This window comes from Sphingobium anseongense, assembly GCF_037725245.1.
In the GTDB taxonomy this organism is placed as follows: domain Bacteria; phylum Pseudomonadota; class Alphaproteobacteria; order Sphingomonadales; family Sphingomonadaceae; genus Sphingobium.
In genome coordinates, this window is record NZ_JBBJUL010000004.1 from 278,839 (window position 1) to 302,408 (window position 23,570).

Sequence of the window (23,570 nt, forward strand, 5' to 3'; positions counted from 1 at the left end):
GAAAAGCCCGGCTTGTGCGGCGGAGCGCTCTCGCCTAAATCCCCGGCATGACATCGACCAACGACATCCGCCGATCCTTCCTCGACTATTTCGGGGCCAACGGCCACACCATCGTCCCGTCCGCGCCGCTAGTGCCGCATAACGACCCGACGCTGATGTTCGTCAACGCCGGCATGGTGCCGTTCAAGAATGTCTTCACCGGCCTGGAAACGCGCCCCTACAAGACCGCGACGTCAAGCCAGAAGTCGGTACGCGCCGGCGGCAAGCATAATGATCTCGACAATGTCGGCTACACCGCCCGCCATCACACCTTCTTTGAAATGCTCGGCAATTTCAGCTTCGGCGATTATTTCAAGGAGCAGGCGATCAGCCACGCCTGGACGCTGCTGACCAAGGAATGGGGCCTGCCCGCCGACAAGCTGACCGCGACCGTCTATCATACCGACGACGAGGCGTTCGACCTGTGGAAAAAGATCGCGGGCCTGCCCGAAAGCCGCATAATCCGCATCCCGACCAAGGATAATTTTTGGGCGATGGGCGACAGTGGCCCGTGCGGGCCGTGCTCCGAAATCTTCTACGACCATGGCGATCATATCTGGGGCGGCCCGCCCGGTTCGCCGGAGGAGGATGGCGACCGTTTCGTCGAGATCTGGAACCTGGTCTTCATGCAATATGAGCAGGAAGCGAACGAGATCGTTTCGGAACTGCCGCGCCCGTCGATCGACACCGGCATGGGGCTGGAGCGGATCGCCGCGGTGATGCAGGGCGTGCATAATAATTATGATACGGACACGTTCCGGGCGCTGATCGACGCGAGCGGTGCGATCACCAAGACCGCGACCGATGGAGATCATCAGGCCAGCCACCGCGTCATCGCCGATCATTTGCGGTCCACCAGTTTCCTGATCGCGGACGGCGTGCTGCCGGCGAACGAGGGGCGCGGCTATGTGTTGCGGCGGATCATGCGCCGGGCGATGCGGCACGCACATATCATCGGCGCGAAAGACCCGCTGATGTATCGGCTGGTCGGCAGCCTGGTGTCGGAAATGGGCGCGGCCTATCCTGAATTGGTGCGCGCGCAGCCGCTGATCGAGGAAACGCTGTTGCGCGAGGAGACCCGTTTCCGCCGGACGCTGGAAAATGGGCTGAAGCTGCTCGACGAAGCGACCGCCGAACTGGCCGAGGGCGACACGCTGCCCGGCGAGACGGCGTTCAAGCTCTACGACACCTATGGTTTCCCCTATGACCTGACCGAGGACGCGCTGCGATCGCGTGGGCTGGGCGTCGACCGGGGCGGGTTCGACAGCGCCATGGCCGAACAGAAGGCGGCGGCGCGGGCGGCGTGGAAGGGATCGGGCGAAAAGGCGTCGGACGACATCTGGTTCGACATTGCCGAAAATGTCGGCGGCACGGAATTCATCGGCTATTCGGGCACCCAGGGTGAAGGCGAGGTGCTGGCCATCGTCAAGGCCGGAGCGCGGGTCGAGCGCGCGGAGGTTGGCGAGGATGTCGTCATCATCACCAACCAGACGCCCTTTTACGGCGAGAGCGGCGGGCAGGCCGGCGATGCCGGCGTCATCACGACGCAGGCCGGGCTGATCGCCCAGGTGACCGATACGTCCAAGCCGCTGGGGCGGCTCAACGCCCATCAGGCGACGATCGGCGCGGGCAGCGTCAAGGTTGGCGACACCGTGCATTTGGCCGTCGACAGCGATCGTCGCGACCGCGTGCGCGCCAACCACAGTGCGACCCATTTGCTGCATGCGGCGCTGCGCAAGGAACTGGGCGCGCATGTGACGCAGAAGGGCAGCCTGGTGGCGGCCGACCGGTTGCGGTTCGATTTTTCGCATCCAGAGGCTTTGACGCACAAGCAGATCGCGGCGGTCGAGGCCGATGTGAACGCGCAGATCCGGCATAATGAGGAAGTCACCACCCGGTTGATGACCCCTGACGATGCGATCGCCGCCGGCGCGATGGCGCTGTTCGGCGAAAAATATGGCGACGAGGTCCGCGTCCTTTCCATGGGGCGGGGCGATGACAGCAGCTATTCGGTCGAACTGTGCGGCGGTACGCATGTGCGGGCGACGGGCGATATAGCACTGTTCAAGATCGTTGCCGAAAGCGCGGTCGCGAGCGGTGTCCGCCGGATCGAGGCGCTGACCGGGGAGGCGGCGCGGTTGTGGCTGGTCGATCGCGAGGACCGGCTGCGGCAGGCGGCCGCCGCGCTCAAGGCCGCGCCCGAGGATGTGCCCTCGCGGATATCGGCGCTGGTCGAGCAAAGCCGCAGGCTGGAACGCGAACTGGCCGAGGCGAAGAAGGCGCTGGCGCTGGGCGGCGGATCGGGCGCCGTTGCCGCTGGCCCCGAACAGGTCGCGGGCGTCAGCTTCATGGGCCAGGTGATCGAGGGCCTGGATCCCAAGGAATTGCGCGGCATCGTCGATGGCAACAAGAAGACGCTGGGCAGCGGCGTTTCGACCATCGTCGCGGTGGTCGATGGGCGCGCCACCGTCGCGGTCGGCGTGACCGACGACCTGACCGGGACGATCAGCGCGGTCGACCTGGTCCGGGTGGGAGTCGAGGCGCTGGGCGGCAAGGGCGGCGGCGGGCGGCCCGACATGGCGCAGGGCGGCGGTCCCGAAGGCGACAGGGCGGCGGCGGCGGTCGAGGCGGTGAAGCAGGCGCTCGCGAGCCGGGCTGCTTAACTTCGCACTTTTCACGCTCGTTGCGACATTTTATTGCGCGGACCCGATCCTGACGGGACGTTTGAAATCGACGGTTGGAAAGAGCAATTCCCGCCTTATCATGGACCGCGTCCTGTAGGACAGCGGGGGGAGGCAAGATGGACCTGACCGACATCGTCGCCGACATCGTCGCGTATATCGCCGCGCAGGAGGATCGCGGGACAGTCGCCAGCTATATCCCCGAACTGGCCAGCGTCGACCCCGCCGGGTTCGGCATCGCCATCGTCACCGCCGATGGTGCCATGGTCGCGGGGGGCGACGCCGATGCGGGCTTTTCGATCCAGTCGATTTCCAAGGTGTTCGCGCTGACGCTGGCGCTGGGCAAGGCCGGGGACCAGTTGTGGGAGCGGGTCGGGCGCGAGCCGTCGGGCAATGCGTTCAATTCGATCGTCCAGCTGGAGCAGGAGCGGGGCATTCCCCGCAACCCGTTCATCAATGCCGGTGCGATCGTGGTCAGCGACGTCAATCTGGGCGGGCATCAGCCGCGCGTCGCGATCGGCGAAATGCTGCGGTTCCTGCGCTATCTGACCGGCGACGACAGCATCGCCATCAACGAAGCGGTGGCGGCGTCGGAAACCGCGACCGGATTTCGCAACATCGCGCTTGCCAATTACATGCGTGCGTTCGGCAATATCCATCATCCGGTGGAACTGGTCCTGGGCACCTATTTTCATCAATGCGCGATCGAGATGAATTGCCGGCAACTTGCCCTGGCCGGGCGTTTCCTGATGCTCGACGGGCGGCATCCCGACGAGGGCAGGGTGGTATCGCCCAGCCGTGCCCGCCGGATCAATGCGCTGATGCTGACCTGCGGTCATTATGACGCATCGGGCGATTTTGCCTTTCGCGTCGGCATTCCGGGGAAATCGGGGGTGGGCGGGGGCATTTTGGCGATCGTGCCGGGACGGGCGTCGATAGCGGTATGGTCCCCAGGCTTGAACGAAAATGGCAACAGCCGGCTCGGCACGCTGGCGCTGGAGCGGCTGGCGCAGCGCACCGGATGGTCGGTATTCAGCCCGGCGGGCGATAGCGCCGATCAATAACAAGGGACTATGCACTGGCCAAGAGGACCGCTAAAGCCGCGTGTGGGGGATTAAGGGTGCGATCATATGGCTGAAGAAGCCAATTTCCTGAACGAACTGGGCGCGCGGCGCTTTGAACTGCTGGTCAATTCCGTATTCGATTACGCCATCTACATGCTCGACCCGACGGGGCATATCGCCAGTTGGAACGCGGGCGCCCGCCGCTTCAAGGGCTATGAGGCGCACGAGATCATCGGATCGCATTTCTCCCGATTCTTCACCGACGAGGATCGCGCATCGGACCTGCCCGGCCGCGCGCTGCAAACCGCGCGGACCGAAGGCAAGTTCGAATCCGAAGGATGGCGCGTCCGCAAGGATGGCAGCCGGTTCTGGGCGCATGTGGTCGTCGACCCGATCCGCGACGAGGACGGAACCCTGATCGGCTTTGCCAAGATCACCCGCGACAACAGCGACAAGAAGGCGGCGCAGGAGGAAGTCGAGCGCACCCGCGCCGCGCTGTACCAGGCGCAAAAGTTGCAGGCATTGGGCGAACTGACCGGTGGCATCGCCCATGATTTCAACAATCTGATGACGGTCATACGCGGTTCGGCGGATATGCTCGATCGCGAGGGATTGCCCCCCCAACGGCGGCAACGCTATCTTCGCGCGATCATCGAAACCGCCGATCATGCGTCCACGCTGATCAGTCACCTGCTGGCCTTTGGCCGGCGGCAGCCGGTGAACCCCGAAATACTGGACCTCAACCTGCGCATCGACGCGATCGGCGACGTGCTGGACCGCACGCTGGGCGGCGCGATCATCGTGGCGCTCGACCTGGCGCCGGACCTGTGGCGGACGGAAGTGGACGCCGCGCAACTGGAAACCGCCTTGCTGAACGCGGCATTCAATGCCCGCGACGCGATGCCCGAGGGCGGACGCATCACCATTCGCACCGAAAATCGTCCCGCAACCGCGACCGACCCTGACATGGTGTGCGTTACGCTGGCGGACACGGGACAGGGCATGGCCCCGGAGGTGGCGGAACGGGTGTTCGAACCGTTTTTCACCACCAAGCCGGTGGGCAAGGGCACCGGCCTTGGCCTGTCGCAGATCCACGGTTTTGCCGCGCAGGCGGGCGGACGGGCCGAAATCCGGTCGGCGCCGGGCGAAGGAACGGCGCTGAGCCTGTTGCTGCCAAGGACGATGAAGATCGCGGCGGCCGACAAGGCGGCACTGGCGCTGTCGCACGATGGGATGGGCCAGCGGGTGCTGCTGGTCGAAGACAATGACGCGGTGCGGGACGTCGGCACGGCGATGCTGGAAGATCTGGGCTATACCGTGGTCGGCGCCAACTGCGCCGAGGAGGCGCTGACGCTGTTGCAGACGCATAGCGTCGACCTGCTGCTGACCGACGTGGTGATGCCGGGGCGCAGCGGCATCAGCCTGGCGCGCATGGTTCGCAAAAGTCACCCCACGCTGCCGATCCTGCTTGCAAGCGGCTATAGCGAGGAGATCATCAGCGGGTCGGCGACAGAGTTCGAGCTTTTGCGCAAACCGTTCGACACCCGCGCGATCGACGTGGCGATCCAGAGCGCGTGCGGCCGCGCTGCGGAAATGCGATTGGGGTGAGGGGGCGGAGAGGGGCCGCTGCCCCGGCCCGGATTGTAGTCAACACCCCGGAAGGGCGCGCGAAGCGCCCAGCGCCGTTCTTGAACGCGGCAAGGTCGTCCGGCCGCGAACGGGCGCGAATCGCGACCATTTTTCATGCCATGTTCGATGACGCTTTTATGACATCTGCGTGAAATAATTATAACTATATGAAATTATACATCAATAAGTTGATTGCGCGCGAAAGGCAGGGGCTTGTGCCTGTGTCATGAAGATGAAATAATTCCAGCTATAGTCAAAAGGTTTTGCTTGAGAAATTGGATGAGAAAGCTGGTCCTCGCATTGACCCTGTCGGTCGGACTGCTCGCGCCTGCGACCGCGTTCGCGTCTCCCGAAACGCTGACCGTGGTCGGCGTGCCCGATGGCGGGCTGGCAGCCGCAGCGCTGATCGCGCGGGATTACCAGGCGGCCGAGGCGAAGCTGTCGGCGGCATGGCCGGATTCGTTCAACGACCCCGCCCGGCTCATCAACCTGGGCAACGCCTATGCCGGTCTGGGCCGCATCGCCCAGGCCCGTGAAGCCTATCGCGCCGCCGCATTCGCGCCCAAGGAAATGCTGGTGATGGCCGATGGCAGCGAAGCGCCGGCGCGCGATGTCGCCCGCAAGGCCCTGCGCCGCATGGATGTTGCGCTCGCGATGAAATAAAATTTCCCGTCCCGCGATGGCGAAAAGGGCTTGCTGCAACCGCGCGGCAAGCCCTTTTCGTTGAGGCGCGGGCGCGAGGGCCGGCCCTGTCACGCCATTGTCATCAACGACTTCAAAACGTCATATAAGTGACATTCACCTGTCTCAAAACGACAATCAACCTGTCACGCGCCGCGCCTAACCGCCCAACGGAGGGCGACAGGGGGCGTAGTCCGATTCGATAAACTCCCTTGCGCTCCGCATTCAACATAACCCGGCATCGCCGGAGCGGAGACGACATGGCCAAGACTAAGCATTTCCAGACCATCCTGATGGCGGGCTGCGCCTGTGCGGCGTTGAGCGCCTGTGGCGCCGACGACATCGCGTCGCCCGGCGAAGGCACGATCGTCATTCCCGCGCCGACGCCGAGCCCCTCGCCGACCCCGACACCCACCCCCACGCCCACCGGCGTCACGCCCGCCGCCAACTGCCCGACCCTGTCCGGTTCGGCGCAGTTCGCCGACCTTGGCACCATTGGCGGTAACGGCAACACCTGGCGCAACTGCGCATTCCCGGCGCGCTTCACATCGTCGGTCGCGATCGCCAAGGTCCCCGGCGTCATCTATTCGCTGCCCGGCCGCGTCGATGTGGGCACCGATCAGGGTCCGGCCAGCACCAACACCGACGTCACGCTGACGATCGATCCGGGCGTCGTCATATTCGCCAATACGGGCGCGTCCTACCTGGCCGTCAATCGCGGCAACAAGATCAACGCCGTCGGCACCGCGACCAGCCCGATCATCTTCACCAGCCGCGAAAACGTGCTGGGCACCGCCACCGACCAGTCGTCGGCCCAGTGGGGCGGCATCGTGCTGCTCGGCCGCGCCAAGATCACCGATTGCCAGGCGCCTGCCGCGGCTCCCGGCACCGTGGCGTGCGAGCGTGACACCGAAGGCACCAGCAACGCCCTGTACGGCGGCGCGAACGACGCCGACAGCTCGGGCCGCATGAGCTTCGTGCAGATCCGCTATTCCGGCTTCGTGCTGGCGGACGGCAAGGAGCTTCAGGGCCTCACCCCCTCGGGCACCGGCACCGGCACCGTGATCGACCATATCCAGGTCCACAACAGCTCCGACGACGGCATCGAAGCGTTCGGCGGCAATGTGCACTTCAAGCATCTGGTGCTGACCGGCAACGAAGACGATAATTTCGATTCAGACGTCGGCTATCGCGGCACCGTGCAGTTCGTCATTTCGGCGCAGCGCGAAGGCAATAATATCGGCGACACCTTCCTCGAAACCGACTCGAACGGTTCGGCCACCAACAGCAACGCCAGCGAAGACGCGCTGCCCCGCCAGTATCTGAAGGTCGCCAACTTCACGCACATCCAGCGTTCGAACACCGGCGATGACGGTGCATCCATGCTGGTTCGCGGCGGCGCCGACATCGCGCTGGTCAACGGCATCATCGTCAGCCCGAACCAGAGCTGCCTGCGCATCAACAGCGCAGCGACGGTGCGCGACGCCGATGCCGCGCTCCAGGACGCCGGCAAGCCGCGCTACCTGTCGGTGGCGATGCAGTGCAACAGCACGCCGTTCAAGGGCACCGGCGGCGTCGACGTGGCGCTGGTCCAGTCGATCTTCGCGGCCGACGCCAACAGCACGTTCAGCTACACGCCGTCGCTGACCAACCTGTTCGTCAACGGCGCGACCGAAACCGGCCGCACCGCGATCGACCCCAAGACGGTCGACGCCGCGTTCACCACCACCAACTATGTCGGTGCGGTGAAGGATGCGAACGACAACTGGTATGTCGGTTGGACCTGCAACTCGGTCACCGCGAGCTTTGGCAGCGCCAGCGGCGCCTGCACGGCGATCCCGACGACCTGATCGCCTCGATCGACGGGACGGGGGAGCGCGGATATGCCGCGCTTCCCCGCGCCCTTATCGCACAACTTCCTAGGGGACTTTCCATGTCGAAGCCGTTGAGCTTGGCGCGCCTGCTTCTGATTTCCACCGCTCTTGTCGCTCCGGCTGCCATCGCCCAGACGGGCGACGCCGCACCCGACCAGTCGACCGCGTCGGGCGTGCCCTCGGTTGCCGAGGAAGCCGACGCCCAGAGCGGCAATGTCGACGTGTCGATCCCCGGTGCGGACATCATCGTCACCGGTCGCGGCCGGACCAATATTTCGCAAAGCGCGCCGCAGGTGGTCAACGTCCTGTCGGCCACCGACATCAAGCGCACCGGCGAAGGCGACATCGCCGGATCGCTCCAGCGGGTGACCGGCCTGTCGGTCGCTTCGGGCGGCTATGTCTATGTGCGCGGGCTTGGCGACCGCTATTCGCTGGCGCTGCTCAACGGTTCGCCGCTGCCCAGCCCCGAGCCGCTCAAGCGGGTCGTGCCGCTCGACATCTTTCCCACCAACGTCATCGCATCGACCCTGGTGCAGAAAACCTATTCGGCCAATTTCCCCGGCGAGTTCGGCGGCGGCGTCATCAACCTGACGACCAAGGCGATCCCGGTCGAAAGCTATCTGGAGATCGGCGGCGGCGTTTCGGGCAACAGCGAAACATCGGGCGAGCTTGGCTATACCTATTATGGATCGAAGTCCGACTGGACCGGGTTCGACGACAGTTCGCGCGATGTGCCGCCGTTGCTGAAGAATGCGTTCGGCGCGGGCATTCCCTTTGCCGACATTTCGCGTGGCGACCAGCAGAATATCGCGATGCAGTTTCTCAACAGCAATACGTCGGTCCTGCAACGGACCAACAGCGTGCCGTTCAATTTTTCCGCTTCGCTCAATGGCGGCACCGCGGTCGACGTCGGCAGCGACGGGCGGCTGGGCATCATCGCCACCGCAGCCTACAGCAACAAATGGCGCACGCGCGAAAACCTGCAACAGGCGTCGCTCGATGTCGCCACCGGCGCGGGCAAAAGCTATAATCAGGTCGTCACCGACAACCAGATCACGGTCAACGCGCTGGTCGGCGTGGGGCTGGAGCTGGGCGACCAGAAGCTGCGCTGGACCAACCTCTATATCCGCGACACGCTCAAGCGCGGGGCGCTGGCCGTTGGCCAGAATGACGGCCTGATCCAGGGCGCGGACTATCTGACGCAGCAGACCGCCTGGTATGAGCGCCAGTTGATCGACACCCAGCTGGTCGGTGAGTTCGAACTGAGCGATGCGCTGAGCCTGGATGCGCGCGGCGGCTATGCCAATTCGCAGCGTGAAGCGCCCTATGAGCGCGAATTCGTCTATGTCCGGTCCAACCGGGAACTGGCCATCGACCCGGTGGGCGATCGTTTCGTCAACCTGCTGAACCGGCAGCGCGGCGACGCTTCGGTGACGTTCAGCGCGCTCAACGAGGATCTGTGGTTCGCCGGTGCGGACCTGAGCTATACATTCTCACCCGACTTCACCTTCACGGCGGGCTATGCCTTTACCGACACCAAGCGTCGCTCGTCGCGATACGAACTGCATTTCGATGCGGTCAACCTGCCGATCCCGGTTCAGCAGTTGCGCCCCGACTATCTGCTGTCGGACGCGACGATCCAGCTTTTCGACCTGGGCCTGCTCGATTTTTCGGGCAATTATCCGGTCTATGACGCGGCGCTGCGGGTTCATGCCGGCTATGGCCAGGTGCAGGCCGAACTGTTTCCGGGCCTGAGCGTCAACGCCGGCGTCCGTTATGAAAAGGGCGAGCAGTCGGTCACGGGCCTGGATGTCTATTCCACCGGCATCACCGAGTTCAACCAGATCAAGCAGGATTACTGGCTGCCGGCCGTCACCCTGACCTTCGACGCGGGCAGCGGCCTCCAGTTCCGGGTCAACGGGTCCAAGACGATCGCCCGGCCGCAGTTCCGCGAACTGATCGCCCAGCCGTTCGTCGATGTCGACGCCAACCGTTTCTATCGCGGCAACCCGTTCCTTCAGGACAGCGAGTTGCTGAACGCCGAAGCGCGCGCCGAATGGTATATGGGGCGCGACGATCGCCTGACCCTGGCGGGTTTCTACAAGAAGATCGACAATCCGATCGAAACCTACACGACCATCAACGATACCTATTCGGTCACGACCAGCTTCGCCAACGCGCCCGAAGCGACGCTGTATGGTTTCGAGCTGGAAGCGCAGAAATATATCCCGCTCGACAACCTGTCGGCATCGCCCTTCTTCCAGAGCCGCCGCCTGGTGCTGATCGGCAACTATACCTACACCCAGTCGAAGCTGAAGGTCAGCGACGGCGACAAGACCATCCCCTACACCTATACCACCGGCGACCTGCCGGCGGCGTCCGACTATTTCATCCACGGCGCGCCGATGACCGGGCAATCGGACCATCTGGTCAATTTCCAGATCGGCCTGGAAGACACCGACAAGCTGTCGCAGCAGACGCTGCTGGTGACCTATGCCAGCGACCGGGTGACCAGCCGCGGTCCCAACCTGCAACCCGATATCGTCGAGCGGCCCGGCCTGACGCTGGATTTCGTCGCGCGGCAGGGCGTGGTCATGCCCGGCGGCATCAATGCCGAATTCAAGCTGGAAGCGCGCAACATCACCGGCCGGAAATATCAGGAATTCCAGGAAGCCGGAGGCACGCGGGTCTATTATAACTGCTACAAGCTCGGCACGTCGGTCGCGGGGTCGGTGACCGTCGCTTTCTGATCCGAAGGGAAGGGCCGCATCTGCGGTCCGCCCCGTTCAACGAATGCGACCGGCCCGTTTCCGACGAGCCGGTCGCATTCGTGTCTGCGGGAAAGGAACAGGGAGGCAGTCAGCCCCAGGGGCGTTCGCGATACCATTTGGTGATGACGTGCTTGACGCCGCCGCGCACCTTCATGCCGTGATGGAGGCTGGCGGGATTGTAGACGCCGGGCGACAGGCGGTTATTCCATGCGAGCAACTTGCCGGTTTCGGGCTGAACGGTCTTGCCTATCCTGGGAAAGCGGGTGGCCCCGCCGGCGGCGGGTTCGTCCAGATAGACCATCAGCGTCCAGGTGCGATTGCCCGCCACGGAGCAATATTTGGCGAAGTCGACGCCCTTGGGATCGAAAAAATCGGTATGCGGCTTGAATTCCTGGCCTGCGGCATAACGCTGGCCCTGGATCGGTTCGCCATGGGCGGGGTCGATCCCGGCGAAGGCGGCGAGCTTTCGGTCGATGGCCATGACGAACGGGTCGGCCATGTCGAGATCGCAGGTCTCGCTGGTGCGGAACGCGCCGTCGCCATTGGCGTCGGCAATGGTCGACGGTCGGCGATCCGTTTCGATTCGCGCGATCAGACCGGCGCATTCGTCGGGGTCGAGAAAGGCGCGGCGAATGAACAATGCGATCTCGCGGCTGGGGACGCGCTGGACGCCCGGCTGGCCGGATATCCACAGCGGATCGGCGTCGATGCCGACGGGCGGGCTCGAAAGGTCCATGAAGCCAGGCTGCTAGCGCGTGTCCCCCGAAAATCAAGCATATCGCGACACTGACAGCGACTGTCATAATTGAGTCACATGATTGTCATTTGTGGGTAAGATCGGCCGCCTAGCAGGCGATGGCCCAAGGGGGATGAGTTCAGCGGTCATGCGTGTGTACCTTAGCAGCGGTGTAGCCGATATCGGCCGGCGCTTGCGCCCGATCGACTGGTTGCGCCTGGTCGAGCTGTTGATGCTCGCCCTGCTGGCGTTGCAGGTCGCCCGGCTGTTGTGGGCGGTCGTGACGCCGGTTGGGCCCTACGGGCCATGGCAAGCGCGCCGCGCCGATATTCCCTCGATCGAAGCGCGCAAGGCGCTGTTCGCGAGCTTCGACCCGTTTTTCCCGGCTGGCCCGCCGCAGGCCGCAAGCGGCGTCGTGACGTCGCTGGCGCTGACGCTCTATGGCATTCGCGTGAATGAAGGGTCGGGCCAGGGATCGGCGATCATCGCCACGCCCGACGGGATGCAGAACAGCTTTGCGGTCGGCGACGAAATTCTGCCGGGCGTCGTGCTTAAGGCCGTCGCCTTCGACCATGTGGTGATCGACCGGGGCGGCGCCGCCGAACAGCTGTTCATCGACCAGTCGCAGCCCACGGAGGCGGTGTCGCCGGCCGAAGGCGGCGTGGCGCCCGCTGCGGCGACTATCGCGCCCGCGCCGCAGCCGCCGACGGGAAGCCCCACCGCCGAAAGCCTCAAGCGCGATGTCGGCTTTGCCCCGCGCACGCAGGACGGCCGGATCACCGGGCTGGTGCTGAGCGTCAAGGGGCCGGGCTTTACCGCCGCCGGCTTTCAACCGGGCGATGTCGTGACGCAGGTCAATGGCCGGTCGATCGGGTCGGCCGGCGACATCTCTGTCCTCCAGAACCAGATCGCGCCCGGCGCGCGCCTTTCCCTGATGGTGGAGCGCGGCGCGGCCGTGGTGCCCATCGCCCTGACGTTGCAAGGCCAATGACCAGACATTTCCTGACCCTTTCCGCTGCCATGACGCTGGCGCTCGCCGGACCGCTTTGCGGTCCGCTGCTGGCGCAGCAGACGCTCAACGTGCGCGACGCGGATATCCGCGCCTTCATCCAGGACGCCGCACGGGTCACCGGCCGGACCTTCATCATCGACCAGAGGGTGCAGGGCAAGGTGTCGGTGGTGACCGACCGGCCGCTCAGCCGATCGGAATATTTCGAGATTTTCCTGTCGACGCTGCGCGCCAACGGGCTGGTGGCGGTGCCAGCGCCGGGCGGCGCCTATCGCATTCAGCCGTCCGACGGCGCGGCGGGGCAGCCGAGCGCGGTGGGGCGCGCGGCCAATCGCAACAGCTTCGTCACCGAAGTGTTTCGCCTGCGTTCGATCGACGCGGCGTCCGCGCTCGAAACGCTGCGGCCTCTGGTCAGCCGCGACGGCAGCGTCACCGCCAACCGGGCCGGGCACAGCGTGGTCGTTGCCGACTATGCCGACAATATCGCGCGCATCCGCCAGGTGATCGCCCGGATCGACCGCGATTCGACATCGACGCAGATGGTCATGCTGAAAAATGCGGGCGCGCGCGAAATCGCGACGTCGCTCCAGGCGCTGGTCGCGGGCGGCACGGGCGAGGGCGCGGCCCCGGCGGCGGCGACCGTGGTGCCGATCGACAGCAGCAACGCCATCGCGATTCGCGGCGACGCGGGCGCGGTCGCGCGGCTGGCGGAGATGGCGCGCAGCCTGGACCGGCAGGCGGCGAGCGGGACCGAGATTCGCGTCTATTGGCTCGAACATGCCGATGCCGAAAAGCTGTTGCCGGTGTTGCAGCAACTGATCGGGCAATCGCCGAGCGCCTCCGTCAGCGCATCGACGCCCGCGCCGACTTCGGCCGCGCCCGCGGCAACGCCGGCGCCGGCCCCCGCATCCGGCGGACCGGGCAGCGGCATCGCGACGCGCGGACCGGCGATCGTCACCCGCTATGAAGGCGCGAACGCGATCATCGTCGCGGCGGGCAGCGATGTGCAGAGGATGCTGGGCGAGACGATCCGCCAGATCGATACGCGGCGCGAACAGGTGCTGGTCGAAGCGATCATCGTCGAGATCAGCGATGCCGCCGCCAGGAAGCTGGGCGTGCAATTCCTGATCGGCAGCACGTCGACGGGCTTTGCCGCGACCAACTATTCCAATGCCTCGCCCAATCTGCTGACGCTCGCCGGGGCCTATGGCGCGACGCAGTTGGGCAGCACGACGACCACGGTGGTGGCGCCGGACGGCACGCGCACGACCACCGAAACCCGCGAGAATGGCGACCTGGCGGGAACGTTGCAGGAAGCGGCGATCAACAGCCTGCAAAGCGCGACCGGGATCATCGGCGGGCTGGGCACGCGCATCGGCGACAACGGCATTTTCGGCGCGATCATCAATGCGGTGAAGTCCGACACCGAAAGCAACCTGTTGTCGACGCCGTCGGTGATGACGCTGGACAATCAGAAGGCATCGATCCTGGTCGGGCAGCAGGTGCCCGTCACCACCGGCGAGGCGCTGAGCCAGAATTTCGACAACCAGTTCCGTACCGTGCAGCGGCAGGATGTCGGCATCAAGCTGGAGGTCAAGCCGCAGATCAATACCGGCGGCGCGATCAAGCTGTTCCTCAAGCAGGAAGTGTCCAGCGTCGCCGGGCCGGTGAGCAATTCGAGCAGCGACCTCATCATCAACAAGCGCGAGATCGAAACGACCGTGACGGTCGACGATGGCGAGATATTGGCGCTGGGCGGGCTGCTGGACGACAATGAGCGGCGCACGATCGAGCGCATTCCGCTGCTGTCGGACATTCCCGGCCTTGGCGAACTGTTCAAATCGCGCAGCAAGAGCCGGACCAAGACCAACCTGATGGTCTTTATCCGCCCGACGATATTGCGCAGCAAGGAGGACGCGCGTCGCCTGACCGCCCAGCGCTATGGCTATGTTCGCGACATGCAGGCGCGGCGCAATCCCGATGTCGAGCCGACCATCGACGAGCTGGTGCGCGATTATATGGGCGCGGTCCCGCCGGTCGCGGACGTGGCTGCGCCAGGACAGATCATCGAGCCAGAGACGCGCCAGTCGAGCAGCGTGGTGCGACCTGTCGACGTCGCGCCGGGCACGCAGCAGTGACGAGCGAGCAAATGCCCGGCCCCGACATCCCGCCCATCCCCGAAATCCGGGCCGGCATCGCGCCGCGCGCGGTAGACATTCCTTATGCCTTTGCGCGCAGGAATGGCGTGGTGATGCTCGATGCCGATGGCGACCGGGTGGAGATCGCCGTGCGCGAGGGCAGCGATCCGCGCGTGCTGCTGGAAGTGCGGCGGCACCTGGCGCGCAGCTTCGACGTGCACTTTGTCGATGCGGCGCAATTCGACAAGCATTTGTCCGAACGTTACGCCATGGACGGCAGCGCGGCGGCGATGGCGGGATCGCTCGACATGGGCGCGGACGAGCTGGACATGCTGGCGACCGACCTGCCGAGCGCCGAAGACCTGCTCGACAGCGCCGACGACGCGCCTGCCATCCGCCTGATCAACGGCATCATCGCCGAAGCGGCGCGGCAGGGCGTCAGCGACATTCACATCGAACCCTATGAAACCGGCCTGGTCGTGCGGATGCGGATCGACGGCCTGTTGCGCGAGACGCTGCGCATGCCGCCCCATGTCGCGCCGGTGGTGGTCAGCCGCATCAAGGTGATGGCGCGGCTCGACATTGCCGAGCGGCGAGTGCCGCAGGACGGGCGTATCGGCCTGACGCTGGGCGGCAAGCTGCTCGACGTGCGTGTTTCGACGCTGCCGAGCCGAGCGGGCGAACGGGTGGTGCTGCGTATCCTCGACAAGGACAATGCGGGCATCAGCCTCGACCTGCTGGGCATGTCGGGTGCTGCGGACCGGATTTTTCGCGAGGGGCTGAACGAGCCGAACGGCATCATCCTGGTGACGGGGCCGACAGGGTCGGGCAAGACGACGACGCTGTATGCCGGGCTGCGCCAGCTGAACGATGGTAGCCGCAACATCCTGACGGTCGAGGATCCGGTCGAATATGCCATCGAGGGCGTGGGGCAAACGCAGGTCAACGCCAAGGTCGGACTGACCTTTGCCGCCGGGCTGCGCGCGATTTTGCGGCAGGACCCGGACGTCGTGATGATCGGCGAAATCCGCGACCGCGAAACCGCCGAAATCGCGGTGCAGGCGTCGCTGACCGGCCATGTGGTGCTGTCCACCGTCCACACCAACGATGCGGTCGGCGCGATCACCCGGATGCGCGACATGAAGGTCGAACCCTTTCTGCTGGCGTCCACGCTGCGCGCCGTCATCGCCCAGCGGCTGGTGCGCAGGCTGTGCCAGAGCTGCCGCGAGCCGGTGCAGGCCGACAAGTCGGCGAGCGCGCTGCTGGGCTTCGACCCCGGCACCATCATCTATCGCGCGCGCGGGTGCGAAGCATGCAACGGCACCGGCTACAAGGGGCGCATCGGCGTGTTCGAGGCGATTCGGGTGGACGATACGATCCGCCGCCTGATCAACGATGGCGGCGATGAATCGCTGATCGCGCGCCATGCTTTCCTCAATGCCCCCAATCTGGGGTCGGCGGCGCGGGCGTTGGTGCGCGACGGGCAGACGACGGCGGAAGAAGCGATCCGGGTGTCGCGGCGCGACGGCGCGGAGGCCGAAACGGTCGCAGATGGCTGATTTCGATTATGTGGCGATCGACCCCGCCGGACGCGAGCGATCCGGGTCGATCAGGGCCGAAACGATGGAGGATGCGCGCGCCCGGCTGGACGCGCGGCGGATGTTCGTCGTCCGCATGGAGCCGGGCGCGGCGCAGGCGGCGCGGCAGCGCGCCGGGCTGTCGCTGCGCGCGCCGCGCCTGTCGGCCAAGGAATTGACCCTGTTCACGCGCCAGCTGTCGACGCTGGTGCAGGTCAGTCCGCTGGAGGAAGCGCTGCGCACCATCGGCCGGCAGAGCGAGCGCGACAGCGTGCGCGCCATCGTGGGCAAGGTGCATGGCGGGGTGCTGGAAGGCCGCCGCCTCGCCGACGCGATGGGCGCGGAGCCGAAAAGCTTCCCGCCGCTCTACCGCGCGATGATATCCGCCGGCGAAAGTTCGGGCAGCCTGCCCACCATCATGGAGCGATTGTCCGACCTGATGGAGCGGCAGGCGGTGATCCGGTCCAAGGTGCTGACCGCCATCGCCTATCCGACCGTGCTGGCGGGCTTTGCGATGTTCGTGGTCGCGGCGCTGATGATCTTCGTCGTGCCCAAGGTGGTCGAACAGTTCGATACGGTGGGGCAGACGCTGCCGCTGCTCACGCGGATCGTGATGGGACTGTCGGCATTCCTGGCCGCCTATTGGTGGCTGTTGTTGATCCTGCTGGCGCTGGCGGTGGTCGGCGCGTGGCGCGCGCTCAGGGTGGAGGCGATCCGCTATCGCTTCGACGGCGTCATGCTGCGCCTGCCCATCATCGGCCGGTTGATCCGCGATCTGCATGCGGCGCGAATGGCGCGGACGCTGTCCACCATGATCGCCAGCCGCCTGCCGCTGATGGAAGGGTTGGCGCTGACCACCGGTACGGTCCACAACCGGGTGCTGCGCCGGGCTTCGGACGAGATCGTCGAAGCGATCCGGGGCGGCGGCAGCCTGTCGGCGGCACTGCGGCGGGCGGGCGTGTTCCCGCCGCTGCTGGTCTATCTGGCCGCGAGCGGGGAAAGCGCGGGCAAGCTCGATGCGATGCTGGAACGCGCGGCCGACTATCTGGAACGCGAATTCGACGCCTTCACCTCCACCGCGCTCGCGCTGCTGGAGCCGGCGATCATCATATTGATGGGTGGCGTGGTCGCCGTCATCATCCTGTCGATCCTGCTGCCGATTTTGCAGCTGCAAAGCCTGACCGGGGCTTGAGGAGTGCACATGCCTGAACTTGACGCTACATCCGTTCGCCTGAAGCGTTCCGCCGAACACGGCTTCACGTCCTTGAAGCGTTCCGCCGAAAACGGCTTCACGTCCTTGAGGCGTTCCGCCGAAAACGGCTTCACGCTGGTCGAACTGATGGTCGTGATCGTCATCATCGGCCTGCTGGCGACGATCGTGGCGATCAATGTCATCCCCGCGACCGACACGGCGCGGGTGGAAAAGGCCAAGGCCGACATCGCGACGATCGAGCAGGCGCTGGAACAGTATCGACTCGACAACCTGACCTATCCGTCCGCGACCGACGGGTTGCAGGCTTTGCTCAGCCCGCCGCCATCGCTTGTCCAGCCGCAGCGCTATCGCCGGGGCGGATATATCAAGAAGCTGCCCGACGATCCCTGGGGCCGGGCCTATGGCTATGCCGCGCCGGGGCGCAAGGGCGCGTTCGACATCATGTCGATGGGCGCGGATGGCCAGCCGGGCGGGGAAGCGGAAAATGCCGATCTCTATTCCAGCGAGCTTTGATCCGCCCACCGTTCGGTTCGGGCGCCATCGGGAAGCGGCCGCACGGCAGGCTACCGACAGGCGCGGACCCAACGGATTTACGTTGCTGGAACTGATGGTCGTGCTGACGATCATCGGTTTCGTATCGGCGGCGGTGGTGATGGCGATCCCCGATCCGCGCGGGCGCATCATCGACGATGCCGACCGCTTTGCCGCGCGTGTTGCCGCCGCGCGCGACGAAGCGGTCGTCACCGCGCGACCGATGGGGGTTTGGGTATCGGCATCGGGCTATGGCTTCGAGCGCCGCGCACGCGGGCAATGGACGCCGATCGAACAGAAGCCGTTCGCCACCACCGACTGGGCGCCGGGCACGCGGGCCGTCGTCGGCAGGGATGGTCGCCGGCAGATCGGCTTCGACAGCACCGGCTTGCCCACCGATCCGCTGACCGTCACGCTGGCGCGCGATACCGAGCGGGTGTCGGTGTCGGTCGACATGGCGGGCAAGGTGGCTGTCGGTGGGTGATCCGCGACATTCGGCCGAACGCGGCTTCACGCTGCTTGAATTGCTCGTCGCGCTGGCGGTGTTCAGCCTGGCGGCGCTGGCGCTGGTGCGGTTGCAGGCGGTGACGCTGCGAACCGCCGCCGACCTCGACAGCAAGGCGCTCGCGCAGATCGTCGCGCGCAACCTGATGGTCGAATGGCGCACCGATCCGCAGCCGCCGGTGCTGGGCGATACGCAGGGGATGGTCGAGAATGGCGGGCGGCAGTGGCACTGGACGCGCGCGGTCAAGCGCACCGACGATGCACGGCTGATGCAGGTCGATGTCGCGGTGCAGGGCGCGAGCGGATCTCCCGCGGTCCTGAGCTTCGTGACGGTGGTCGAGTGATGGATGCCCGACAGGCTGACCTGGGCCGTGGCGAGCCCGGCTTCACGCTGATCGAACTGCTGGTGGCGCTGGTGATCTTCGCGATGCTGGCGGGAGCGGGTGTGCTGCTGCTGGGCAACAGCGTGTCGGCGCAGGCGCAGGTCAAGACGCGGCTCGACGATCTGGCGGCGGTGCAGCGGGCGGCGGGCGCGATGGGAACCGACCTTGGTCAGGCGCTGCCACGGATCAGCCGGACCGAGGCCGGGACGCTCGCGCCCGCATTCTGGGCGCATGATGGCGGCGAGGGCGCGCCGCGCCTGCAATTTGTGCGCGGCGGATGGGACAATCTGGGCGATCTTTCCCGCCCGTCGTTGCAAAAGGTGGAATATTGGGTGCGGCAGGGGCGGCTGGAGCGGCGCACCTATGGCCAGGTCGATGGCGCGAGCGGGGACGATCCGGCGACGCTGCTCGACCGGATCGATGATGTGACGCTGCGCTTTCGCGACGGCCGGGGCGAGTGGCGCGATGCATGGACGCCAGCGCAGCCCGACCTGATGCCCCGCGCGGTGGAAATGGTCGTCACGCGCACCGGCGAGCCGCCGGTTACGCTGCGCTTCATGGTGGGTCCGGGGCCGGCAGATGCGACGTCGACGGACAAGGCCGATGGCTGAACCCCGTGAAAATGAGCGCGGTGCAGCGCTGCTGACGGTGTTGCTGCTGGTGGCGGTGATGGCGGTGATTGCCGCATCGGCGCTGGAGCGGCTGGCGCTGGCGACGCGGATGGCGGGCAATGGCGGCGCGGTGGATCAGGCGCGGGCCTATGCCGATGCCGGCGCGGAAATGGCGCGACTGAAGATCGGCGACCTGATCGCGCGGACGCCGGGACGAACCACCCTGCGCGGCGGCTGGCTGGGCACGCCGCAGGCGCTTCCGGTGCCGGGCGGGACGGCGACGGCGCGCGTGACGGACGCGGGCAATTGTTTCAACCTGAACAGCCTGGTCGCGGGGACGAACGAAGCGAGCCTGAAGGTTCGTCCGGTCGGCGTCACCCAGTTCCAGGCGTTGATGCAGGCGCTGGGCATCGACGCGCGGCAGGCGCAGATGGTGGCGGCTTCGGCGGCAGACTGGATCGACAGCGATGCCGTTCCCCAGCCCGGCGGCGCGGAGGACGACGCCTATGCCCGCGCGCCGACACCCTATCGCGCCGCCAACCGATTCATGATCGACGCGAGCGAATTGCGGGCGGTCGCTGGCGTGACCCCGGCGATCTACGATGTGCTGCGGCCATGGCTGTGCGCGCTGCCGAGCGCCGACCTGTCGCCGATCAACGTCAACACGCTGTTGCCCGAACAGGCGCCGTTGTTCGCCATGCTGCTGCCCGGCATGGTTTCGGCGGGGCAGGCCCGGCAATATCTGGCGCAGCGACCGGCCGGTGGCTATGGCAGCACGGTGGAATTCTGGGACGGGTTGGCGCGGCAGGGCATAAGCCCGCTGGGCGAAGTCGGGGCGCAGGTGAAAATGACGACGCGATGGTTCCATGCGGACATCGATGTCGATGTCGGGGGCATAGAAGTGAACGAACGGGCGCTGATCGATGCGCAGCAAAGCCCCGCGCAGATCGTGCGGCGCGGCGGGAGCGATGGAGCATGAGCGTGCGCGAGGGGCTGATCGTCGCCTTGCCGGAGGACCTGGCGGGAGAGCCGCTGTGGCTGCGCGTGGTCGATGGCGGCATCATCCAGTCGGGCGTGGGCGCCAACTGGCTGTCGGCGTGCGGCCTGACCGCCTTGCCGACGGACTGCCGGGTGATGCTGGTGCCGCCCGCGGCGCTGACGCCGCTATACTGGGTGGCGCATCCCGACCTGCCGGCGCGGCAGGGGCGGGCGGCGGCGCGAATGACTGCGCTGGCGAGCGGGATCGCGGCGGCCGACAGCCTGTTCGCGGCGGATGACGCCAATGACGATCCGGCAATGGCGCACGTCATCGCCGTCGCGGCGCGCGCGGACATGCAGCATTGGTTGCTCTGGGCGCAGCATCATGGGCTGGACCCGGACCTGATCGTGCCTGCCGCGCTGCTGCTGCCGGCGCCGGAAGCGGGCTATGCGCGCGGGACGCTGGGCGGCGGCATCGTGCTGCGCGGGGCGGACATGGCGCTGAGCGGCGATCTGGCCGAGGCGATCGCGGGGCAGGGCGCGGCGGTGACCGACATAGCCGCTGACGAGGTGAATGCGCGCGCCATTGCGGCGCTGACCGATCCGCCGCTCGACATGCGGCAGGGGGATTTCGCCAAGCGGGTGCGGCGCTCGGTCGATCGGCATGCGCTCGTGCGGATCGCCGTGGGGGCAGGGTGCATCATGCTGATCAGCCTGCTGATCGCGCTGATCGGCATCGCGCGCCATTATGGCGAGGCGGGTCGGCTGGACGATGAAAGCCTGACGCTGGCGCGGCAGGTGCTGCCGCAGGAAAGCGACGTGGTGCAGGCGGACGCGGAACTGAACGCCCGGCTCGCCGCGCGCGGGGCCAGCGGCTATTCCTTTACGGCGCCCGTGTCCGGCCTGATGACGGCGATGCAGGGCGCGCCGGGGGTTGCGGTGACGGCGCTGTCGCGCGATCCCGACGGGTTGTTGCGCGTGACGCTGGCGGCGGCGCGCGCGTCGGACATCAATATCGTGTTGGTCGCGCTTCAGGCGGCGGGGTTCACGATCACAGCCACGTCCAGCCAGGATCCGGGTGGGCGAACGCTGGCCGACATAACGGTGCGGGCATGATGGACAGTGTGAAAACCGCATGGATGGCGCGTTCGCGGCGCGAACAGTGGCTGCTGGGGGTGATGTTCGCGCTGCTTGGCGCTGTGATCCTGTGGTTCGGGGTGGCGGCGCCGGTGGACCGGGCGCGGCACGATGCGCGCGCGGCAATGGCGCAGGCGGCCGACCGCAACGCCGCGATCCGCGCGAAGGTAAAGGCGCTCAAGACACTGCCCGCCAGCAGCGGGGCGACAGCGGATGCGATGCCGCTGGATCAATATGTCGGGCAGAGCGCGGCCGAAGCGGGCCTGACGCTGGAACGCGCGCAGGCGCAGGGGGCGGACCGGATGGACATCGCCATCGCGTCGGTCCGGCCGATGAGCTTTTTCGCCTGGGCGACGCAGCTTGAGCAGCAGGGCGTGCGGATCGAGACGATGAGCGCGCGACCCTCCGCCACGGCAGGCAGCGTATCGGTGCAGGCCGTGATGGTCCGGGGTGGGGCGCAATGAGCGGATTTCGATGGTCGCGCCGGGTGCGGATCGCGCTGCTGATCGTGCTTCTGCTCGGGCTGCTGCTGTTCTTTCCCCTGGCGATCGCGCTCGGCATCGCCGGGGTCGACCGGTTGGGGGTAAGCGGGCGCGACGTGCGCGGATCGATCTGGCAGGGCCGCATCGACCAGTTGATGCTGGGGCCGGTGGCGATGGGCGACGTGCGGGTCGCGCTATCCCCGTTGCCGCTGCTGGTCGGGCGCGCGCGGTTCGACCTGAGGCGCAAGGCGGGGCTGGCCGACGATTTCGAGGGTGCGGTCAGCTTTGCGCCGGGACGGATAGGCATCGACGATGTGACCGGCGCGGTGCCGATGGGCCGCCTGATGTCGCCACTGCCGATCGGCAGCCTGTCGATGGAGGATGTGAGCGTGCGATTTGCCGCCGGGCGCTGTGGCCATGCCGAAGGTCGCGTCCGCGCGCAGGTGATGGGACAGATAGCGGGCCTCAACCTGTCGCAGGGCCTGAGTGGCGTTGCGGCCTGTGACGGCGACGCGCTGTTGCTGCCGCTGGTGAGCCAGTCGGGACTGGAAAAGATCACGCTGCGGCTGCGCGAGACGGGGCGCTACACCGCCGAGATGCGGGTCGAGACGAGTGACCCGACGCTCGCCGGGGCGCTCGCCGCTGCCGGTTTTCAGAGCGTCGGCAATGCGCGGTTGCTGAGCGTCGAAGGGTCGCTGTGATCACGCTCCTGCCTGCCCTGCTGGGCGGGGCCGCAGGCGCGATAGCCGGCAGTTTTCTGGGCACGATCATCCTGCGCTGGCCCAAGGGTTTGGGCGTGGCGCGAGGGCGATCGGCCTGCGACGGCTGTGGCCGGGTGCTGGCCGCCGTCGATCTGGTGCCGCTGTTGAGCGCGATTGTCGCGCGCGGGCGGTGCCGGACCTGCGGCGCGGCGATCGACCCGCTGCATTGGCGGATGGAGGCAGGGTGCGGCGCTGTCGGCGCGCTGGCGATCGGGCTGATGCCGGGCCTGGGCGGCGCGGGCTGGGCGCTGCTGGGGTGGCTGCTGCTGACGCTGGCGATCCTCGATTGGCGGCATTTCTGGTTGCCCGATCTGCTGACGTTGCCGCTCGCATTTCTGGGGTTCACGATCGGATTGTGGACGACGCCGGTGAGCGTGCTGGACCGGGGGATCGGCGCGCTGGCCGGCTATCTCGCCCTGCTGGGTGTCTCGCTTGGCTATCGCAGGCTGCGCGGACGCGAGGGATTGGGGCTGGGGGATGCCAAGCTGCTGGGGGCGCTGGGCGCGTGGTTCGGCTGGCAGGCGCTGCCCTTCGTCCTGCTGATCGGCGCGGGGCTTGGGCTGATCGCCGTACTGGCGGCGACGGCGACCGGACGGCGGATGGTAGCGACGACGCAGGTGCCGCTTGGCACCTTCCTCGCCATCGCGGCGGTGCCGGGCTGGCTGGCGGCAGCGCGCCTGATCCACGGTGCCGGATGAGGGGATCGAACCCCCGACCTTCGGTTTACAAAACCGCTGCACTACCGCTGTGCTAATCCGGCGTCCCGTGGAA

The 23,570-nt window shown here is 66.5% G+C and carries 20 protein-coding genes and 1 tRNA gene; 19 read left to right on the top strand and 2 right to left on the bottom strand.

Features of this window, described 5'->3' with window-relative positions:
* The first annotated feature begins 47 nt into the window (after nt 1–47).
* The 6 genes from alaS to WG908_RS07665 all read left to right on the top strand — a co-directional run bounded on the left by alaS (nt 48) and on the right by WG908_RS07665 (nt 10,718).
* Nucleotides 48–2,702: an alanine--tRNA ligase gene (gene alaS / locus WG908_RS07640; protein WP_340185966.1), complete on the top strand. Its 2,655-nt coding sequence runs from the start codon at nt 48–50 to the stop codon at nt 2,700–2,702.
* A 137-nt stretch (nt 2,703–2,839) separates the two neighbouring features.
* A complete protein-coding gene (locus WG908_RS07645; RefSeq protein WP_340185967.1) occupies nt 2,840–3,784 on the top strand; it encodes a glutaminase in 945 nt (314 codons plus the stop codon).
* Between the two features lie 66 nt (nt 3,785–3,850).
* The gene (locus WG908_RS07650) at nt 3,851–5,392 is read left to right on the top strand and encodes a PAS domain-containing hybrid sensor histidine kinase/response regulator family protein (RefSeq protein WP_340185968.1); all 1,542 of its coding nucleotides are present in this window, start codon (nt 3,851–3,853) and stop codon (nt 5,390–5,392) included.
* Nucleotides 5,393–5,692: 300 nt separating this feature from the next.
* Complete coding sequence (locus tag WG908_RS07655; RefSeq protein WP_340185969.1) at nt 5,693–6,076, top strand: tetratricopeptide repeat protein; 384 nt, start codon at nt 5,693–5,695, stop codon at nt 6,074–6,076.
* A 278-nt stretch (nt 6,077–6,354) separates the two neighbouring features.
* The gene (locus WG908_RS07660; protein WP_340185970.1) at nt 6,355–7,944 is read left to right on the top strand and encodes a beta-helix domain-containing protein; all 1,590 of its coding nucleotides are present in this window, start codon (nt 6,355–6,357) and stop codon (nt 7,942–7,944) included.
* 83 nt (nt 7,945–8,027) lie between these two features.
* The gene (locus tag WG908_RS07665; protein WP_340185971.1) at nt 8,028–10,718 is read left to right on the top strand and encodes a TonB-dependent receptor domain-containing protein; all 2,691 of its coding nucleotides are present in this window, start codon (nt 8,028–8,030) and stop codon (nt 10,716–10,718) included.
* 109 nt (nt 10,719–10,827) lie between these two features.
* Here the strand turns inward: WG908_RS07665 and WG908_RS07670 are convergent, their stop codons facing one another.
* Nucleotides 10,828–11,475: a prolyl hydroxylase family protein gene (locus WG908_RS07670; protein ID WP_340185972.1), complete on the bottom strand. Its 648-nt coding sequence runs from the start codon at nt 11,473–11,475 to the stop codon at nt 10,828–10,830.
* A 148-nt stretch (nt 11,476–11,623) separates the two neighbouring features.
* On the opposite strand from WG908_RS07670, the gene WG908_RS07675 reads away from it, so the two are divergent.
* Genes WG908_RS07675 through WG908_RS07735 form a run of 13 tightly spaced genes read left to right on the top strand, consistent with a single transcriptional unit; the run spans nt 11,624 to nt 23,497 of the window.
* Nucleotides 11,624–12,466: a type II secretion system protein N gene (locus tag WG908_RS07675; protein WP_340185973.1), complete on the top strand. Its 843-nt coding sequence runs from the start codon at nt 11,624–11,626 to the stop codon at nt 12,464–12,466.
* Complete coding sequence (gene gspD, locus WG908_RS07680; protein WP_340185974.1) at nt 12,463–14,622, top strand: type II secretion system secretin GspD; 2,160 nt, start codon at nt 12,463–12,465, stop codon at nt 14,620–14,622. The genes WG908_RS07675 and gspD overlap by 4 nt, the downstream gene beginning before the upstream one ends.
* Before the next feature lie 11 nt (nt 14,623–14,633).
* Nucleotides 14,634–16,181: a type II secretion system ATPase GspE gene (gspE, locus tag WG908_RS07685; RefSeq protein ID WP_340185975.1), complete on the top strand. Its 1,548-nt coding sequence runs from the start codon at nt 14,634–14,636 to the stop codon at nt 16,179–16,181.
* Nucleotides 16,174–17,391 carry a type II secretion system inner membrane protein GspF gene (gene gspF, locus WG908_RS07690; RefSeq protein ID WP_340185976.1) on the top strand — a complete coding sequence of 406 codons (1,218 nt, stop codon included), beginning with the start codon at nt 16,174–16,176 and terminating at the stop codon, nt 17,389–17,391. Before gspE ends, gspF begins: the two co-directional genes overlap by 8 nt.
* A gap of 9 nt (nt 17,392–17,400) precedes the next feature.
* On the top strand, nt 17,401–17,925 hold the full coding sequence (gene gspG, locus WG908_RS07695; protein ID WP_340185977.1) for a type II secretion system major pseudopilin GspG: 525 nt from the start codon (nt 17,401–17,403) through the stop codon (nt 17,923–17,925).
* Nucleotides 17,897–18,427: a GspH/FimT family pseudopilin gene (locus tag WG908_RS07700; protein ID WP_445326681.1), complete on the top strand. Its 531-nt coding sequence runs from the start codon at nt 17,897–17,899 to the stop codon at nt 18,425–18,427. Before gspG ends, WG908_RS07700 begins: the two co-directional genes overlap by 29 nt.
* Nucleotides 18,420–18,791, top strand: coding sequence for a type II secretion system minor pseudopilin GspI (gene gspI, locus WG908_RS07705; protein ID WP_340185978.1), 372 nt, complete (start codon nt 18,420–18,422; stop codon nt 18,789–18,791). Before WG908_RS07700 ends, gspI begins: the two co-directional genes overlap by 8 nt.
* Nucleotides 18,791–19,441, top strand: coding sequence for a type II secretion system minor pseudopilin GspJ (gene gspJ, locus WG908_RS07710; protein WP_340185979.1), 651 nt, complete (start codon nt 18,791–18,793; stop codon nt 19,439–19,441). Before gspI ends, gspJ begins: the two co-directional genes overlap by 1 nt.
* Nucleotides 19,434–20,420, top strand: coding sequence for a type II secretion system minor pseudopilin GspK (gspK, locus tag WG908_RS07715; protein WP_340185980.1), 987 nt, complete (start codon nt 19,434–19,436; stop codon nt 20,418–20,420). Before gspJ ends, gspK begins: the two co-directional genes overlap by 8 nt.
* Nucleotides 20,417–21,535: a type II secretion system protein GspL gene (gene gspL, locus WG908_RS07720; RefSeq protein WP_340185981.1), complete on the top strand. Its 1,119-nt coding sequence runs from the start codon at nt 20,417–20,419 to the stop codon at nt 21,533–21,535. The genes gspK and gspL overlap by 4 nt, the downstream gene beginning before the upstream one ends.
* Complete coding sequence (locus WG908_RS07725) at nt 21,532–22,020, top strand: type II secretion system protein M (RefSeq protein WP_340185982.1); 489 nt, start codon at nt 21,532–21,534, stop codon at nt 22,018–22,020. The genes gspL and WG908_RS07725 overlap by 4 nt, the downstream gene beginning before the upstream one ends.
* Complete coding sequence (gspN, locus tag WG908_RS07730) at nt 22,017–22,739, top strand: type II secretion system protein N (RefSeq protein ID WP_340185983.1); 723 nt, start codon at nt 22,017–22,019, stop codon at nt 22,737–22,739. Before WG908_RS07725 ends, gspN begins: the two co-directional genes overlap by 4 nt.
* A complete protein-coding gene (locus WG908_RS07735) occupies nt 22,736–23,497 on the top strand; it encodes a prepilin peptidase (protein ID WP_340185984.1) in 762 nt (253 codons plus the stop codon). Before gspN ends, WG908_RS07735 begins: the two co-directional genes overlap by 4 nt.
* Here WG908_RS07735 and WG908_RS07740 read toward each other — a convergent pair.
* Nucleotides 23,488–23,559: transfer RNA gene (locus WG908_RS07740), tRNA-Thr, on the bottom strand. The two genes, WG908_RS07735 and WG908_RS07740, sit on opposite strands and share 10 nt — an antisense overlap.
* Between the last annotated feature and the right edge of the window lie 11 nt (nt 23,560–23,570).

Excerpts from the sequence above, each read along its gene's own strand:
- alaS (WP_340185966.1), top strand. The coding sequence starts at position 48 with ATGACATCGACCAACGACATCCGCCGATCCTTCCTCGACTATTTCGGG.
- WG908_RS07645 (WP_340185967.1), top strand. The coding sequence starts at position 2,840 with ATGGACCTGACCGACATCGTCGCCGACATCGTCGCGTATATCGCCGCG.
- WG908_RS07650 (WP_340185968.1), top strand. The coding sequence starts at position 3,851 with ATGGCTGAAGAAGCCAATTTCCTGAACGAACTGGGCGCGCGGCGCTTT.
- WG908_RS07655 (WP_340185969.1), top strand. The coding sequence starts at position 5,693 with ATGAGAAAGCTGGTCCTCGCATTGACCCTGTCGGTCGGACTGCTCGCG.
- WG908_RS07660 (WP_340185970.1), top strand. The coding sequence starts at position 6,355 with ATGGCCAAGACTAAGCATTTCCAGACCATCCTGATGGCGGGCTGCGCC.
- WG908_RS07665 (WP_340185971.1), top strand. The coding sequence starts at position 8,028 with ATGTCGAAGCCGTTGAGCTTGGCGCGCCTGCTTCTGATTTCCACCGCT.
- WG908_RS07670 (WP_340185972.1), bottom strand. The coding sequence starts at position 11,475 with ATGGACCTTTCGAGCCCGCCCGTCGGCATCGACGCCGATCCGCTGTGG.
- WG908_RS07675 (WP_340185973.1), top strand. The coding sequence starts at position 11,624 with ATGCGTGTGTACCTTAGCAGCGGTGTAGCCGATATCGGCCGGCGCTTG.
- gspD (WP_340185974.1), top strand. The coding sequence starts at position 12,463 with ATGACCAGACATTTCCTGACCCTTTCCGCTGCCATGACGCTGGCGCTC.
- gspE (WP_340185975.1), top strand. The coding sequence starts at position 14,634 with ATGCCCGGCCCCGACATCCCGCCCATCCCCGAAATCCGGGCCGGCATC.
- gspF (WP_340185976.1), top strand. The coding sequence starts at position 16,174 with ATGGCTGATTTCGATTATGTGGCGATCGACCCCGCCGGACGCGAGCGA.
- gspG (WP_340185977.1), top strand. The coding sequence starts at position 17,401 with ATGCCTGAACTTGACGCTACATCCGTTCGCCTGAAGCGTTCCGCCGAA.
- WG908_RS07700 (WP_445326681.1), top strand. The coding sequence starts at position 17,897 with ATGCCGATCTCTATTCCAGCGAGCTTTGATCCGCCCACCGTTCGGTTC.
- gspJ (WP_340185979.1), top strand. The coding sequence starts at position 18,791 with ATGGATGCCCGACAGGCTGACCTGGGCCGTGGCGAGCCCGGCTTCACG.
- gspK (WP_340185980.1), top strand. The coding sequence starts at position 19,434 with ATGGCTGAACCCCGTGAAAATGAGCGCGGTGCAGCGCTGCTGACGGTG.
- gspL (WP_340185981.1), top strand. The coding sequence starts at position 20,417 with ATGAGCGTGCGCGAGGGGCTGATCGTCGCCTTGCCGGAGGACCTGGCG.
- WG908_RS07725 (WP_340185982.1), top strand. The coding sequence starts at position 21,532 with ATGATGGACAGTGTGAAAACCGCATGGATGGCGCGTTCGCGGCGCGAA.
- gspN (WP_340185983.1), top strand. The coding sequence starts at position 22,017 with ATGAGCGGATTTCGATGGTCGCGCCGGGTGCGGATCGCGCTGCTGATC.